Source organism: Rhodococcus sp. NPDC019050, from assembly GCF_055664235.1.
Window position 1 is genome coordinate 73,561 of the sequence record NZ_JBVOON010000009.1, and the last position, 16,677, is coordinate 90,237.

At 69.2% G+C, this 16,677-nt stretch carries 10 protein-coding genes; 6 read left to right on the top strand and 4 right to left on the bottom strand.

Annotated elements, in window-relative coordinates; genetic code table 11:
- The first annotated feature begins 67 nt into the window (after positions 1-67).
- The 3 genes from AC0B44_RS11885 to malQ all read left to right on the top strand — a co-directional run bounded on the left by AC0B44_RS11885 (position 68) and on the right by malQ (position 4,878).
- Positions 68-1,096 (top strand): alpha/beta hydrolase, encoded by a 1,029-nt coding sequence (locus tag AC0B44_RS11885; RefSeq protein WP_471903083.1) that lies wholly within the window; start codon positions 68-70, stop codon positions 1,094-1,096.
- A 198-nt stretch (positions 1,097-1,294) separates the two neighbouring features.
- Entirely contained in the window at positions 1,295-2,686 is a 1,392-nt protein-coding gene (locus AC0B44_RS11890; protein ID WP_471903084.1) for a T3SS (YopN, CesT) and YbjN peptide-binding chaperone 1, read from the top strand.
- Between the two features lie 65 nt (positions 2,687-2,751).
- Positions 2,752-4,878 (top strand): 4-alpha-glucanotransferase, encoded by a 2,127-nt coding sequence (gene malQ, locus AC0B44_RS11895; RefSeq protein WP_471903085.1) that lies wholly within the window; start codon positions 2,752-2,754, stop codon positions 4,876-4,878.
- A gap of 52 nt (positions 4,879-4,930) precedes the next feature.
- Here the strand turns inward: malQ and AC0B44_RS11900 are convergent, their stop codons facing one another.
- Entirely contained in the window at positions 4,931-6,721 is a 1,791-nt protein-coding gene (locus tag AC0B44_RS11900) for an AMP-dependent synthetase/ligase (protein ID WP_471903086.1), read from the bottom strand.
- Positions 6,714-7,205 (bottom strand): MarR family winged helix-turn-helix transcriptional regulator, encoded by a 492-nt coding sequence (locus AC0B44_RS11905; RefSeq protein WP_471903087.1) that lies wholly within the window; start codon positions 7,203-7,205, stop codon positions 6,714-6,716. Before AC0B44_RS11905 ends, AC0B44_RS11900 begins: the two co-directional genes overlap by 8 nt.
- 167 nt (positions 7,206-7,372) lie before the next feature.
- Between AC0B44_RS11905 and AC0B44_RS11910 the strand changes: the two genes are divergently transcribed.
- The 3 genes from AC0B44_RS11910 to AC0B44_RS11920 are packed head-to-tail and all read left to right on the top strand — an operon-like array spanning position 7,373 to position 14,165.
- Positions 7,373-8,893: a TIGR02677 family protein gene (locus AC0B44_RS11910; protein WP_471903088.1), complete on the top strand. Its 1,521-nt coding sequence runs from the start codon at positions 7,373-7,375 to the stop codon at positions 8,891-8,893.
- Positions 8,890-10,026, top strand: coding sequence for a TIGR02678 family protein (locus AC0B44_RS11915; RefSeq protein ID WP_471903089.1), 1,137 nt, complete (start codon positions 8,890-8,892; stop codon positions 10,024-10,026). The genes AC0B44_RS11910 and AC0B44_RS11915 overlap by 4 nt, the downstream gene beginning before the upstream one ends.
- The gene (locus AC0B44_RS11920; RefSeq protein WP_471903090.1) at positions 10,023-14,165 is read left to right on the top strand and encodes a TIGR02680 family protein; all 4,143 of its coding nucleotides are present in this window, start codon (positions 10,023-10,025) and stop codon (positions 14,163-14,165) included. Before AC0B44_RS11915 ends, AC0B44_RS11920 begins: the two co-directional genes overlap by 4 nt.
- Positions 14,166-14,259: 94 nt before the next feature.
- Here AC0B44_RS11920 and AC0B44_RS11925 read toward each other — a convergent pair whose 3' ends face one another.
- The gene (locus AC0B44_RS11925; RefSeq protein WP_471903091.1) at positions 14,260-15,444 is read right to left on the bottom strand and encodes a thiolase family protein; all 1,185 of its coding nucleotides are present in this window, start codon (positions 15,442-15,444) and stop codon (positions 14,260-14,262) included.
- Between the two features lie 158 nt (positions 15,445-15,602).
- Positions 15,603-16,421: a hypothetical protein gene (locus AC0B44_RS11930; RefSeq protein WP_471903092.1), complete on the bottom strand. Its 819-nt coding sequence runs from the start codon at positions 16,419-16,421 to the stop codon at positions 15,603-15,605.
- Between the last annotated feature and the right edge of the window lie 256 nt (positions 16,422-16,677).

The following is a 16,677-nucleotide window of genomic DNA, read 5'->3' on the forward strand; positions in this document are numbered from 1 at the left end:
ACGCGCGGCTCCCCCGGCACCGCGGCGAGAGGTATTGCCACAGGTGCAGCGGTACAAGGAGGTACCGGTGATGTGTAGTGCAGTGCCGGACGTGCCGGTATCGAGCGCGTCGGTGTCGAGCGACCGGGAGACGGCATCGCCGTTCCCGCGCGCGAATCCGCTCGTGCAGGAATTCGCCGGAGTGAGCTTGCAGTCGAGGGCGCTGTCGATGTCCGTGCGGCGCACCATCCGGCCGTTCATCGAGGCGTGGGCGGTCGCCCCTTCCCTTCCGTGGCCGGCCCCGCTCGTCGACCGGGCTGCCTTCTCGATTCGCCCGGTTCGCGGAACCCGGCGCCATCGCGTCCGGTTGACCGAATGCGGAGCGGAGTTCCTGTACACCCGCAACGCGGGCGAGCAGCAGGCGATTCTCTACCTTCACGGCGGGGCCTTCGTGTGCTGTGGCCTGGCGACCCACCGCAATCTCGTCTCCCGGATCTCGGCATCGTCCCAGGCACCCGTGCTGGCAGTCGAGTACCGGATGCTTCCCCGCCACCCCATCCGGCGGGCGGTCGAGGACGGGATCTCGGGTCTGCGCTGGCTCGTCGCCCACGGCTATCCCGTCGAACGGATCGTCGTGGCCGGAGACTCCGCCGGCGGTTTCCTCACCTTCGCGGTGGCACACGAGGCACTGCGCCTCGGGCTCGGCCGGGTGGCCGGAACCGTCGCGTTGTCGCCGCTCACCGACCTCGACCCGCTCGGCAAGATGGAGCACGCCAATTCGTACCGGTGCGCGCTGTTCCCGCGACGAGCGGTCCCGGCACTGCTCACGCTCGTCCGCCGCGCCGAACGACGCGGAGGCGACGGGTACGAACCGGTGTCCTCGCCCGTCGACCTCGGCCTCGCGGGCATGCCTCCGGCTCTGATCCAGACCGGCTCGGAAGAGATGGTCTACACCGACGCCGTACTGATGGGCGAGCGCCTCGCGGCGGCGGGGGTTCCCGCGCAGGTGCAGGTGTGGGAGAAACAGATCCACGTGTTCCAGGCGGCCGCGGGGACCGTGCCCGAGGGCGGCCGGGCGATTTCCGAGATCGGACGGTTCGTCCGCTCCCTCGCCTGACGATCCGGGCACACCCGCCGGTCGTTGCCTACCCCGGTGGCGGTGTGCGCCCGTGTAGGGAATCGTGTGCTGCCGGACCCGTCCGGCTCCGTCTCTGCGCTCGGTCCGGTGTGCCGCGCACGGTGTCGGTGGGGGCGACTAGTGTTTTTTGGCACGGGTCGAAGCCCTGAGAAGGGACCGGAGCAAGGAAGGGGGCCGATGATGACCGAGGCGCACAACCGGTTCGACCGCGATGTGGACCTGGCCTGGCGTGCATTCCGCGCGCGGCTGGCCGACCATGTCGCCGCGATGCAGGACGGTGACGGCCTGGTGCTCGAGCCGCTCGCCGAGGATTCGGCCGGGCCTGCGGGGCCCTGCGTCCAGTTCTATGCGTGGAACGACGACCAGGTGCGCTGCGAGGTGCCGTCCAACAGCCACCTCGCGCACGACCGCCGGTTACGCCCGGAAGACGAAGCTCTGCTGCTCGATCTGGGCCTCAACGCTCCGTCCCGTGGCGCGGACGATCCCGAGGACGGTGGCTCCCCCGCGTTCTGGATCGACCGGCCGCTGTCGTGGGCCGATCAGCTCGCAGAACTCTCGGTTCGTGCGCTTCGCGAGGTGTGGGGAGTACCGCATCCGCTGTTCCTGCGGTCCGAGACCTTCGGCGCCGGCCGCACACCGGAGTTCGAGCCTCCCGGCCCCCGGCCCGAGATCCGCCCGGCCGCACATCCCCAGCTTGCCGTCGAGCCTGTGAGCGAGGAGCACATCCGCGAGCTGATCGAATCCACCGTGCAGGACCGCATCGGTGAGTGCCCTGCCTGGGACGAGGACGGCGATCTGATTCTCAAGATCGACGGTGTTCTGGTCTTCGTCGGAGTCGGGCCGGGTGGCGCCACGGTCGACCTGTTCGCGCCGATCGTCCACTCCATCACCGGCCGCACGCGCGCCGCCGAAGTGGTGTCCGATCTCAATCGCCGCTGGCCCCACCTCAAATTCGTTCTCGTCGACGACCGCGTCGCGGTGGTGAACCACTTGCCCGCATCTCCGTTCGTGCCCACGCATCTGGTGTCCGCACTCGACGGGCTGGCGCAGTTCCTCGAGACCGTCGACAACGGGTTCGCCTCCCACGTCGGCGGAATGCTGTTGCGCGAGCAGGAACCCGACCACGAGTGTGTCCCCGAATCGTTCGAGGATCCGCCGTGGACGCCCGAGGCCGAAGAGGACCTGCCCCTGCCGTTGCTGGCGCTCCGCGACTTCCACCTCGACGGCCGGGTCGAGATCCCCGTCAAGACGGTTGCGGCGATCGGAGACTGGGAAGCCGAGCAGTTGCGCCAGTTCCTCGACATGAGCAACGAGCAGCAGGTCGGCTGGGCGAGCGAAGCGCTGGCACGCGCCGCGTCCGGAAAGGACGACGACGTGGCCGAGGCCGACGCGAAGGCACACGAGTGGGAGCTCACCGGCCGTTCCCTCGTCGCGGCACTCGAACTCGTCGAGCGTCGGGATGAGCAGCCCAAGCCGCGCGCCACCCGTTCCAAGCCCCTTCCGCCCGACCAGCCCGCTCTGTTCGACAACCCCGACGAACCCACCCTGTTCGACGGTTTCGGGGAGTGAACGCCGGGGCTGGTGAGCGGGTCCGTGTCTGCGACTCGTTCGCTTTGCTGGCATGATTCGACATCGTGACGTCGACGGAAAAGCTGCGCGAACTGGCCGGCCACCACGGAATCTCCACGACCTACGTCGGGTGGGACGGCAACGAACACGACGTCGCGGATCGGACGTTGCAGCGGATCCTCGCTGCCCTGGATGTTCCTGCCGACACGCCCGATGAGATCGCGGCGTCGCTCGCCGACGTCCCCGACCGGCCGTGGCGGAGCATGCTTCCGCCGTCGCTGGTGGTCACCGAGCGGGAAGAGCGCAGCTTTCCCGTCCATGTGCCGCACGGCGACCCGGTGTCGGTGTGGGTCGTCACCGAGGACGGCGAGAAGATCGATGTCGAACAACTCGACATCTGGGTCGACCCGCGTGAGGTGGACGGCCGGCTCGTCGGCCGCGCCACGTTCGCGATACCGCGTCTTCCGCTCGGCTGGCACACGGTGCATGCCCGCAGCAACGACGTCGAAAGCACGGCCACGCTGGTCGTGACACCGACTCGCCTGTCCACCGCCGACCGCATCCTGCAGCAGCAACGCTGGGGCCTTGCCGCCCAGCTGTATTCGGTGCGGTCGCGCCGGTCATGGGGAATCGGGGACTTCGCAGATCTCGCCGACCTTGCCGCCGTCACCGCCGGGCACGGTGGGGATTTCGTGCTGGTGAATCCGGTGCACGCCGCCGAGCCGGTGCCGCCGCACGAGCCGTCTCCGTATCTGCCGTCGTCCCGGCGGTTCGTCGATCCGCTGTACGTGCGCGTGGAGGATGTGCCCGAGGCTGCGTATCTGCCCCGCAAGCACCGCGCCAAGCTGGACGAGAACGCAGCGCTCTTCACGAAAGTGAACAAAAAAGCAGCGCAACTGGATCGGGACACCACATATCGCGCGAAACTGGACGTGCTCGAATACGTGTACCGCGTTCCGCGCGGACCGGCCCGGCAAGCACGGTTCGACGCCTTCTGCGCCGAAAGAGGCTCAGCACTCGACGATTTCGCGCTGTGGTGTGCGCTGGCCGAGAAGTTCGGGTCGAAACGGTCGCAGTGGCGCGCCCACGCACCCTCGCCCGACCATCCCGGCGTCGACGCACTCCGGGAGAAACTGGCCGGCCGGATCGATTTCTACCGCTGGCTGCAATGGGTGTGCGACGAGCAACTCACCGCGGCCCAGGACAGCGCGCACGCCGCCGGTCTGGGAATCGGGATCGTGCACGACCTCGCCGTCGGGGTGCGTCGGGACGGCGCCGACGCGTGGACGCTCGGCGATGTCCTCGCCTCCGGTGTCACGGGCGGTGCCCCCGCAGACGACTTCAACCGCAACGGACAGAACTGGAACCAGCCTCCGTGGCGACCCGACCGTCTCGCGGAGGTCGGCTACCGTCCGTACCGCGACGTGGTCCGTTCGGCGCTGCGCCATTCGGGTGGCGTGCGCGTCGATCACATTCTCGGATTGTTCCGCACCTGGTGGGTTCCCGAGGGGTTCTCTCCCGCCGACGGCGCGTATGTGCGGAGCGACCACGAGGCGTTGATCGGGATCCTCGCGCTCGAGGCGCAACGCGCCGACGCCGTGGTGATCGGTGAGGACCTCGGTGTGTTCGAGGAATGGGTGCAGGAATATCTGTCCCGGCGCGGCATCGCGGGTACCTCGATCCTGTGGTTCGAGAAGGACGGTGACACCCCTCGCCCGCCCGAGACCTACCGCAGGTTGTGCCTGACGTCGGTCACCACTCACGACCTGCCGCCGACATCCGGTTATCTTGCCGCCGAACACATCACGTTGCGGTCTGCGCTGGGGTTGCTCGAACGCGATCTGCACACCGAACTGGCCGACGAGGCGGTCTCGCGGGATGCGGTACTGCGTCTGGCGACCGAGCGTGGGTTCCCGGTGTCCGAGGATGAGCCGGGCGACGCCGTCACCGTGGAGTCGCTGCATCGGCTGATCGCCACGAGTCCGTCCGCACTGCTGGGTCTTTCGCTTGCCGATGCCGTGGGTGAGCGGCGCAGCCAGAATCAGCCCGGCACCGTCGACGAGCATCCGAACTGGCGGGTCCCGCTCGCCGACGAGCACGGCAAGGCGGTGCTGCTCGAGGATCTGGCGGACAACGAGCGCTTCGCCGCACTCGCAGCGGCTCTCTCCCCGACCGCCGAATCTGCGTCCTGATACAACGCAGCCACCCGATCATCGGATCGGGTGGCTGCGCGGGTAGCCGGGTCTACTTGCGGTACATCGCCTCGATATCGGCGGCGAACCGCTCGGTGACGACGTTGCGCTTGATCTTGAGAGTCGGCGTCAGTTCGCCGGATTCCTCGGTGAGATCGCGCTCGAGGACGACGAACTTCTTGATCGACTCCGAGTGCGAGACCATCGTGTTCGCGTCGTCGATGATGGTCTGCAGGGCGTCGCGAAGCGCCGGATCGTGACGCAGATCGGCAATCGTCGCCGTAGAAGGCTTGCCGTTCTCCACCTTCCAGTTCTCGAAGACGTCGGGGTCGACGGTGAGCAGCGCCGTGATGAACGAGCGTCCGTCGCCGATCACGACCGCCTGCGAGACGATGGTGTGCGCCCGCATCCGGTCCTCGAGGGGACCCGGCGAGACGTTCTTGCCGCCCGCGGTGATGATGAGGTCCTTCTTGCGTCCGGTGATCGACACGTATCCGTCGTCGTCGATCGAACCGAGGTCTCCGGAACGGAACCAGCCGTCGTCGAACACCTCTGCGGTGGCTTTCTCGTTGCGCCAGTACCCGCTGAACACGACGTTCCCGCGCAGTTCGATCTCACCGTCGGCGGCGATGCGGGCGCTGTTGCCGCCCATCGGCTGACCGACGGTGCCGATCTTCTGGGCGCCCGGCATGTTGACGCTGTGGGCGGCGGTGGTCTCGGTCAGGCCGTAGCCCTCGTAGATCGGGACGCCGACACCGCGGAAGAAGTGGCCGAGCTTGGGGCTCAGTGCGCCGCCTCCGGAGATGGCGTACCAGCATTCGTTACCCATCGCTGCGCGCAGCTTCGAGTAGACCAGCTTGTCGGCCAGCGTGTGCTTCGCCTTGAGCAGCAAGGTCGGGCCGCCGTGATCGAGCGACTCGCTGTACTCGACCGCGGTCTGCTCGGCGAACGCGAAGATGCCGCCCTTGAGCTTGCCGCCGGTCGCAGCCTTCGCTGCGGCGGCGTCGCGCACCTTCTCGAACACGCGCGGCACGCCCAGGATGATGTTCGGGGAGTAACGGGTGAACTGTCCCGAGACGGTCGAGAAGTCCGCCCAGTGGGCCTGGGCCGCACCCGCCTCGAACAAGGCGAGCGAGACCGCGCGGGCCAGCACGTGGGCGAGCGGCAGGAAGGTCAGTCCTCGGTTCCCGGGCTTGGCGACCGCGCCGACGGGCGAGGTGAGGATCGCGCGGACCTCGGACAGGAAGTTGGCATGCGTGAGCATGCATCCCTTCGGCCTGCCCGTGGTGCCCGACGTGTAGACGAGCGAGGCGAGGTCGGCCGAACGGATGTCCGCCAGACGCGCCTTCAGTTCGGCGTCGTCGACCTCTGCGCCCTCCGCGAGAAGGATGTTGATCGCATCCTCCTCGATCTGCACGATGCGGCGCAGCGTGTCGGGCATGTCGACGAACAGTGCCTCGTGTCTCGGAGTCTCGACGATGGCCAGGCAGGCCTCGGAGTCCTCGATGATCCACCGGATCTGCTCGGTCGACGACGAGTCGTAGATCGGCACGGACACGGCGCCGGCGGCCCAGATCGCGTAGTCGAGCAGCGACCATTCGTAGCGGGTCGCGGACAGCAGTGCCACTCGGTCGCCCGGCTGGACGCCGTTGGCGATCAGGCCCTTCGCAACGCCGCTGACCTGCTCCCCGAATTGACCTGCCGTCACGCCGATCCATTCGTCGCCCACAGGGCGGGAATACATCACTCGGTGCGGGGTCTTCTCCGCGTGTTCGAAGACCGTGTGGACCACGGACTCGTCCTCACCGATGGTGTACTGGGCAGGGGTCGAGTACTCACGCACTGATATCTCCATCGTTCTGGTCGGGAGTCCGGGCGGTGCCCCACTCGACACCGCTTCGGAAGCGGTGCAGGAGGTGCACGAACCGGTCGAGATCTTCCTTTTCCCATCCGGCGAGACCCGCCCGGATCTCGCCGTGCCTGCGCACCACTGTGTCGTCGAGGATCGCCCGGCCGCGTTCGGTCAGGCGGAGCGGGTTACCGGTCCTCACCGGTCCGGCTTCGGCCTCCACCCACCCTGCGTCGACGGCGTTGCGCACCTGGCGTGAGACTGTCGATCGGTTGACGCCGAAGTTCTCCGAGACCTCGGTGGCACGGCAGCCCGGGTGACGGGCTATGAATCCGAGCAGGGAGTGCTGGGCCAGACTGAGCGCATTGTCGTGTGCGCGCTCTCCGGCTGTCAGGAAGCGGACGAGGTGCACGAACTCTTCGTATACCTGCGCCACTTCGGTCTCGGCCGGCGTCCCGGCCTGCCACTCGTGTTGCACAGGGCAACTATAGGCGGGGGGTGTGCTGCGACACTAATCGGTACGTTGCCCCAGCGTGATCTACCCACGACGAGCGCGAGCCACCGCCCCAAGCCGTTGTCATACGTCTCGAGCCCGTGCCGGGCGAGCACTGGCCGGACGGCCGGCACCGCTAGCCTGTCCCTACCGTGACGGCGCAGGTGCAGGAGGTTCGGATGGGTGATGGGGGCAGCCGAGACCTGTTCCGATATCTGGTCGCCGAAGAAGCCGACGACTACGTCGCCGTGATGGACTGCTTCTCCGATCTCCTGCTCGCCGAACTCTCCGCCGCGGACATCGCCTCGACCCTTGCCGCGAACGGCACACCACTCCACGCCGACGTCGTCGAGACCCGCTGCCGCAAACTCGTCCACTGGGGGAATCTCGCGACGTCCGGACGGGACGCGGGTGGAGGTGCCGTCGCCGACTACGTCCGTGCCCGCGCCCGGTATCGCACCACCGTTCCCGGTGCTCGTGTGCACCGCGAGGCTGGTGCGGTGGTGGCGTCACGGGACGGGGCCCGCGAGGTCGCGCGCGAATCCCTCGGCCGGATCGCCGACGCCCTCGTCCACATCGACGACCTCGTCGGCGACTCGGGCACCGTGGCAGATCCCGATGCCCTCGCGGGGCACGTCACCGGGGTGTTCGCCCACCACCGGGTGTTCACCGACAGCATCGCCGACTTCTACACCTACCTCGGTGGCGTGCTCGCCCGGCTGGATCTGTCCGACGACGAGTACACCGAGTTCAAGCTCCTGCTGCTCGAGTATCTCGACGTCGTCACCTCGGATGTCGCGAAACACGCTCCCGTCGTCGCCGCGCGGCTACGCGACCTCCTGCCCCGGCTGGACCTGGTCCTCGACGCGCTACCCACGACCGGACTACCCGATCCGGCGGGCGTCGTCCGGTCGCCGGGGCGCAGCCGCAGCGACTGGGACGAACTGGCGGAATGGTTCGACGAGGATTCGGGACCGCGCCGGTTGCGCGACGCGGCAGCGCACGCGCTGAGCCGCCTGCTGATCCACACCCGGCGACTCACGGCCGCCACACCGGGTTTCTCCCACCGCGCCGATCTCCTCCGGCTCGCGGGGTGGTTCGCCGAGTCCTCCGACGAGCAGGCGCACCGCCTGTTCGCCGCGACCTTCGGCGCGTACCCCAGTCGTCACCTCCTTCTCGGCCCCGACGAACCCGACCCTCGGGTGGGGCCGGGCACCTCCTGGTGGGAGGCCGACCCCGTGCCGATTCCTGCGTCACTGCGCGAACGCGGCGATCGTTCGCCGCGGGGCCGCACCGCGCGCATCCCCGATCCGGCGTCCGACCGGACCCGTGCCGACGCACTCGCGGCACGCGAATCGCGCGAGCGCGCTGCGGCGGTGACCGAACTGTGCGAGGCGGGCGACCTGAACGGCGCGCATGTCTCCGATCCGGCGCGCGACCTGTTGCTCGACGCTCTCGGTGCACTTCTCGCACGACACCGATCCGTCGACGGGCCCGTCCGTGTCGACGACCACGATCTCGGCTTCTCCCTCACCGCCGAGCCGGGTCCCGACACCGTGGTGCACTCCCCCGGCGGTGACCTCACCGTGCACTCGCTCTCGCTGCGGGCTTCGGTGCCCGGCGGTGCCCGCGACCGGACCGACACCGACTCGCAGAGAACGGGGATGCCGTGACCACCTCGACGGGCACCGTCGCCCAGGACACGACCGGCCGGCGTCATGCGGCCCGGATCCTGCTCCAGCAGCCGATACTCACCGCCGCGCAGGACCCGGAGACCTTCGAACTCGTCCGGCGGCACGCCACCTCGCTGAAGTCGATGTTCGCCGACAGGCTGGGGTACACCCTCGTCGTCGACACCACGTTCGTCCGGCTGACCAAGGCGCCGATCGATGGTTCGGCCCCGAGCCGTCCACTGCGCCGGAGCAACGGGGACGAGTTCGGCGCCACCGCGTACATGTATCTGGCGCTGGTGTGCGCGGCCCTGCTCGCACCCGGTACCGACGATCGCGTCCTCGTCTCCAACCTCGTGGACCGGATTCGCGCCGACGCGGAGGAACACGGCATCGAACTCGGCGACACCCTGTCCGAGCGGCGGCACCTCGTGTCGGCATTGCAGACGCTCCAGGAGTGGGGCGTCCTGGGCGAGACCGACGGGGAAGCCGACCGAGACGCCGACGTTCCCGGCGAGGTCCTGCTGACCGTGGACCGTGCGCTGCTTCCCCACCTCCTGTCGGGTCCGTTGCACAAGGCCGCCGGGCCCGCGGCGGTCCTGTCGCCGCCGGTACCCGAGCCGCCGACCCGACGGTTGTATCGCCGGCTGGTGGAGAACCCGTTCGTCGCCCGCACCGACCTGGACGCGGAAGCCCTCGACGTACTCGTGCGCGACCGGGCCGAGCTGACCCGCCTGCTCGACGAGGACTTCGGGCTCGTTCTCGAGATCCGCACCGAAGGCGCCCTGGCCTACGACCCCGACGGTGAACTCACCGACGTGCCGTTCCCCGGAGCGGGCACGCTGGAGCAGGCAGCACTGCTGCTCGTCTCCGAACTCACCGACCGGTACGACACCGAACCCGGTGCCGACCTCCACGTCGACACCGACGCCCTCGACGCCGTCCTCGAAGAACTCGCGGCGACCCACGCGCGCACGTGGCGTCGTGACTACGTCCGTGACGTCCCGCTGCTCCGACGCGATGTCGTGTCGCTGCTCGCACGACTGGGACTCGCCCGCCCCCTCGAGGACGGACTCATACTGGCCGCCCCCGCAGCCCGTTACCGACCCACCGCCGCCGAAAGATCTGCCACATGACCCACTCCTCCGACGCCCTCCTTCTCGACGAGGGCGTTCCGGCCAGCCATCCCGATCGCTGGCGCCTGTCGCGAGCAGGAATCGTCAACGTGTGGCACTACCTAGACACCGAGTTCACGCTGTCGGGTGGCCGGATGATCCTGCGCGGCACCAACGGTTCGGGTAAGTCTCGTGCACTCGAGATGCTCCTGCCGTTCCTGCTCGACGCCGACCGCAAGCGGATGGATGCCACGGGCGCCGCGAAGGTCGACCTCGACGAACTGATGCGCACCGGCGCCGGCGGGCAGACCAACCGGATCGGATACCTGTGGATCGAATTGACGCGGCCCGCAGGTCATCTCACGATCGGCGCGCACATCCGGTACAGCTCGACCGCCCATCGCAGCGAGGTGCACTTCTTCACCACCGACCTGCGAGTCGGGCACGACCTGCAACTCGTCGACGAACTGCGCTCCCCTCTCTCGCGTGACGATCTCGCCGGGCGGATCGGGGCGGACAGGCTCACGCGCGAACCCGAGCGACATCGGGACACCGTCCGCGACCTGGTCTTCGGGCTGCGCGGCGAAGGCGGCCGCGACCGTTACACCGGGCTGCTGCAATTGCTGCACACCTTGCGTTCACCCGATGTCGGCAACCGCATCGACGAGGGCCGGCTCCCGCAGATCCTCTCCGACGCCCTGCCTCCCCTGGCCGACAACATGCTGCTGGAAGCGGGCAGCCAACTCGATCTCCTCGGGGAGAGCCGCCGCGCGCAGGCGCAGCTCGAGGCGTCCCTGACGCGCGTTCGCCAGTTCCACGCGGTCTACCGGCGTTATGCCGCCGACCTGTTGCGTGCGAGTGCCGAGGCTGCGGTCGCCGCGGCCGACCGGGTGTCGGACACCGACCGTGAACTCGCGGCCGCAGAGAACGATGCTGCCGATCTCGACACGCAGGCCGCCGCCGCCGAGACACGGTTGCGCGAGCGACGAGATCAGCTCGCCGAACTCGAGCGCGCCATGCGCGGACTCGAGACACACGAGTTGTTCCGCACCGCAGACGATCTCGCCCAGCGACAGGCAGCCGTCGACGCTCTGGGACTCGCCGCGGATCAAGCGATTTCCGCCGCGTCGCGGGCACGCGCCCATGAGCGTCTCGAATCCGAGCGTGCCGGTGAACTCCTCGACGAGTTGGCGTCGGCGGTCGGCCGGGCGACCGAACGGCTCGCGCTGGCGAAACGTGAACTCACCGCCGCCACGGTTCCTCCGGGCGCACTTCCCGCAGACGTCCGCCTCGAGATCGAACGCGAGGTGTCGGGCCTGCACCCGGTCCGCACCGACCGGGATGCGCCACCCGAATCGGCGCCGCGTCCGACGGTCGCCCGGGTCAAGCTCGTCCCCGAGCACTGCGAGGACGCCCGGACGGCAGCCGAGCAGGCCGCCGCTGCCGCCCGGCGTCGCCGCGAGCAGGCCACCCGGCGGCTCGGGGAAGCCCGTCGGCTCGACCTCTCCGGGCGCGGCGTACGCGAGGCGGAGTCCGCCGCCGAGCGCGCCGCAGGGGAAGCCGAACGCGACGCCGCCGAGCGGTTCGAGGCCTCGGGCAGACTCGACGACGCCGCACTCTCGTTGCGGCACGGGTGGCGTGAGTGGCTCACCTCCGAGTCGACGTCCACGCTCCTTCCGGACATCGACGCCGTCGCGCTCATGCGTCGCTTGTCCGCGTACCTCGACGACCTCGTGGACACCGACTCCCCTGCCGATCCGATTCTGTCGGAACTCACCGCACTGCCGGCGGCCGCAGCCGATGCGGCGCCGGCAACCCCGGGCGAGACCGCTGCCGCGCCGGTACAGGACCACGAAGCCGACTCCCGGCGCCGGGCACTGGCGGAGGAACAGGCCGCCCTGGAAAGTGACGACGGGACACCCGTGGGTGCACCGTGGCAGTCTCCGAGCACCGGCGTACCGCTGTGGCAGGCAGTCGAATTCGCCGACTCCCTCGGGGACGACGATCGCATCGGCATCGAAGCAGCGCTGCTCGCAGCAGGTTTCCTCACCGCGACCGTCGACGGTGAAGGCCGGTTGCGGGCACACACCGGCCAGGTACTGGTCTCCCCTCGCGGCGAACCGCCGAGGCAACCGCTGTCGACGGTGCTCGTCCCCAGCCCCGACACGGAGGTCCCCCTCTCGGCGATCACGGCCGTGCTGTCCGCGATCGGCTTCGAAGACGCCGCCGCGGTCGCGTCGGTGTCCCGGGACGGACGCTGGCACAACGGGGTCCTGCGCGGCCGGCACACCGCCGAATCCACGCGGTACATCGGCGCCGCGGCCCGCGACGCCGCGACGGCAGCGCGGCGCATTCGGCTCGACGAGATCACCGCGGATCTCGCCGCACTGGATCTGGCCGAGGAGATCCGGGAAGCCGCACGCGGTGACGCGGCCGCGAATCCGGCACGGTGGTACGCGCACACGTCGTCCGCTCCCACCACCGGCGCCCTCGACGAGGCCGTGCACCGCTACCGGGAAGCCGACCGGCGTGCGCAGACCAGCGCCGCCGCCGCGACAGAACTCAGAAAACACGCCGCGACCCTGCGGAGCCAATGGTCCACCGACCTCGACACCCATCGCGCCACCTGCACCCACTTCTCGCTGCCACGAGAGGTGGCCGAACTCGAAGAGATCGTCGCCACCTGCGCGGTCGCCGAAAAGACGTGTCTGGATCTGGCACGCGACATCGGCGAGGTTCTCGCCGCGCGAAGTAGGCACGCTCTCGCCGTCGACCGCTTCGCATCCGCGTCCGGCGTCCGAGCCGAGGCGGAGGAGAACGCCGAATCGTGCTGGCACGAGTGGCACGGCAAGGCGGCCGTCGTCGCCGCGCAGGCCGAGGCACTCGACGTCGATACAGCCGATCTCGCGCGGGAACTGCGCAACTCCGACGCCGAACGCGCACGCACCGAAGAGCAGTGCCGCCGCACCGTCACCCACCGCGAACATCTCGGTAAGGCCGTTGCGGAAGTCCTGCAGCAGTGCGCGACCGTACGCGAGCGTCTCCGCCGCGACCGCGACGAACTCGCGGCCGCCGCCGGCAGGTTGTCGGCGCAGGTGCAACTGCGCGAGATCAGCGCGGCCGCCGACGTTCCGGCCGAACCGCTCGCCCACCTCGACGACCCGGACCACGTGCGCACCGCCGCACAGGCTCTGCTGAGCGTGCTGCCGGCGAGCACGGGGACCGGCGACAACCGGATTCTCGCCGCACTCCAACGCTTCGACCGCGACATCTCCGATCGCCTCGAGGTCCGGCACACCGTCACCGAGTCCGCGCACGTGGTGGCCATCGGCGGCGTCGGCGACGACACCACACCCACCGGGGTGCTGGCGGAACTCACCAAGCGGGCCGAGGACGAGAGCCGGGCACTGTCCCAGCGCGAACGCGACGTGTTCACCGGTTTCGTACTGGGCGGGGTTGCCGACGAACTACGCCGTCGGATCGCCCAGGCCGAGCAACTGGTTGCGGCGATGAACACCAGCCTGGCCGGCAGTCGCACGACCCACGGGATCGGCGTGCGGATCGCATGGCGTCCGGTGCGGGAGGACGCCGACGCGGCGCTCGTGACCCGCCTGCTGACCGGAGAGCGATCACCGGGCGACAGCGAGGAACTCCTCGAGTTGCTGCGTCGCCGGGTCGAGTCGTCGCACGCGACCGATCCGTCGGCCGGGTACGCCACGCATCTGTCCCAGGCGCTGGACTACCGCAAGTGGCACACCGTCGAAGTGACGATCGTGGGCCCCGAACCCGATCAGGAACGCCGGATCTCCACCCGCGCCAAGATCTCCCAGGGTGAGACCCGGTTCGTCTCGTACGTGTCGCTGTTCGCCGCTGCGGACGGGTACCTGTCCGGCTTGCCCGACACCGATCTGGCCCTGCGTCTCGTGTTGCTCGACGATGCGTTCGCAAAGATCGACGAACCGACCATCGGTGAGCTCATGGGACTGCTCGTGCGGCAGGACATCGACTTCGTGATGACCGGGCACGCGCTGTGGGGCTGCGTGCCGGGCGTGCCAGCCCTCGATATCTACGAGGTGCGACGCCTCGACGACGGGTCGGCCGTCACGACCCGGGTGCACTGGGACGGACGCAGCCGACGCGTGCGACCGTCCGAGTCGTGACCGAAAACCGGAACATGACCCAGGCCGGAACGTGACAGACCGGGGCCGGGCGATCTCGTCGCCCGGCCCCGGTCTGTGGGGATAGTCGCCCGGGTCAGTTCACGCGGCGCAGCAGAGCCGCGAGAGCCTGCCCGCCACCGATGCACATCGTAACGATGCCCAGTTCGAGGTCGCGGCGGACGAGGTCCTTCGCCACGCGCAGGGTGAGGATCGCGCCGGTCGCGCCGACCGGGTGGCCGAGAGCGATCGCACCGCCGTACGGGTTCGTCTTCTCCGGGTCGAGCTTCGCGTCGCGCATCACGGCGATCGCCTGCGACGCGAACGCCTCGTTGAGTTCGACCGTGCCGATGTCGGCCGGGGAAGTACCGGTCTGCTCGAAGAGCTTGCGCAGGGCGAACGTCGGCGCGTAACCCATGAGCTGCGGGTCCATCGCCGCGGTGGTGACGGCCTCGAGGACCACCGAGCCACCGAGTCCGCGGTCGCGGGCCACCGACTCGCGCGCGAGCACGAGGGCTGCCGCACCGTCGTTGATGCCCGAGGCGTTGCCTGCGGTGACCGTGCCGTCCTTGATGAAGGCGGAACGCAGCTTGCCGAGGGTTTCGACGGTCGTACCGGGCTTGGGGTGTTCGTCGTCGGTGACGGTGACGGGCTTGCGTCCACCGATCTCGACCGGGGTGATCTCCTCGGCAAATGCTGCCTTGGCTGCGTCGGTGGCGGCGCGGCGCTGCGATTCGACGGCGAAGGCGTCCTGCTCGTCGCGGCCGACGCCGTACTCGCGGGCGACGTTCTCGGCGGTGACACCCATGTGAAGGTTGCTGAACGGGTCGGTGAGCATGCCGACCGTGCCGTCGACGAGTTCACGGTTGCCGAGCTTGTAGCCGTTGCGGGCACCGAAGTCGTAGAACGGCATGCGCGACATGCTCTCGTCGCCACCGGCGACCGCAATGTCGGCGGTGCCCCAGCGAATCTCCTGAGCAGCGGACCACACTGCCTGAAGCCCGGAACCACAGAGCCGGTTGACGGTGAGCGCCGGCGTCTCGACGGGCAGTCCCGCGGCAAGGGTGACCCGGCGCGCGTTGTAGGCGTCCGCACCGACCTGGCCGATGCATCCCATGATCACTTCGTCGATGTCCTCCGGGGCCACCCCGGCACGCTCGAGAGCCGCGCGCACAGCCGTGGCACCGAGTTCGTGGGCGGGGACGCCCTTGAAGGCGCCACCGAAGCTGCCGACCGGGGTACGTGCACCGTCGATGATGACGATCGGTTCCGGAGTACTCATGTTCTCGTCCTATCTGGTCGAACACCGTTTCTGGTCGAACACCGTTGTCCCGCGACGCCGACGCTCCGAACCGCAATCCGATGTGGCTGGTCGCACGAGGAAATCCGTGACGCATGTTACGACACCGGGTGCCTGAGCCCGCGATCGCTACCGCGGTCTCACTCGGGGGCGGTCAGATCACCGCTGTGGATGCGCGCCGCCGCGTCCGGGGTGCCGAGTTCGGCACGCAGATCCGGACGTCCGACGTACAACTCGAGGACGCGATAGAGGAGGGAGGCGTCGATATCGAAGCGCCGGGAGTCGACCACGATCCGCGGGGTGGCGGGGAGCGATTCCATCCGGAAGATCTTGCTGGTCCGGCGACGCGCCCAGGCGGCCGTCTCGGTGCCTTCCACCCACATCTCGGGGTAGCCGTGATGCACCGCGCGAAGGCCCGCCACCGACACCCACGGCAGATACGACTCGACGAACCATCCGCGGTGCCTGATCCCGTCGGGTCCGAGCGTCAGTGCTCCCGCCCGGATCCTGCCGAGTGCCACTTCGACGAGGAATACGACGCAGACGGCCCCGAGGATCGCCAGCAAGACACTGACCAAGGGAAGGCCACCGTTGGTGAGCAGCACTTCGACGGCCGCACCGAGGGACAGGGCGGCTGCGCACCCGACCATGGTGATCAGCAGCAGGAAGACGGCCTGGCGCGCTTGCACCTCGGTCGCTCCGCGAGCGCCGGTTTCTGTGTACCGCACCTTCGGCTCGCGTCGTTCCGGCCACCAGTACACCGCCCCGAACGCCGCGGTGAGCAGCATCAGGACCGCGAGGATGAGGAAGAATCGCAACTCGCCGCCGGAACCCGCCGCGGCGGCCCGCGACCCTCCCCACAGCGAGGCGAGCCCCACGAGGGCAGCGGCTCCCGTGGCCACAGCCGCCGGCCTGTTCCAGTCCTGCCGCGGCCATTCCGGGGGGCGTTCCGGAGTCACCCGAATACTGTCGGTTTCTCCGTTTCCGCCCCGCCGAACGTACGTTCGTCGCATCGGTCTCCCCTTCCGGTCTGCCAGGAGCCCCGACGCCCCCGGCCGGTGCCGGTCGGGGCCCGACGCTACCCGAACGGCCGGGCGGCCCCGGCCATCGGTGATCGGGACGGGAGCGCGCGGAGCGGGCCGAAGGGCTCGGCACCCCTGGTTGGCAGACGAGAATGTGACGATTACCATACTTACCGGTCAGTTGTAGTGTCGC

Bases quoted from the DNA above. Each gene is read 5' to 3' on its own strand.
- AC0B44_RS11925 (WP_471903091.1), bottom strand. From the start codon at position 15,444: ATGAGTACTCCGGAACCGATCGTCATCATCGACGGTGCACGTACCCCG.
- AC0B44_RS11920 (WP_471903090.1), top strand. From the start codon at position 10,023: ATGACCCACTCCTCCGACGCCCTCCTTCTCGACGAGGGCGTTCCGGCC.
- AC0B44_RS11890 (WP_471903084.1), top strand. From the start codon at position 1,295: ATGATGACCGAGGCGCACAACCGGTTCGACCGCGATGTGGACCTGGCC.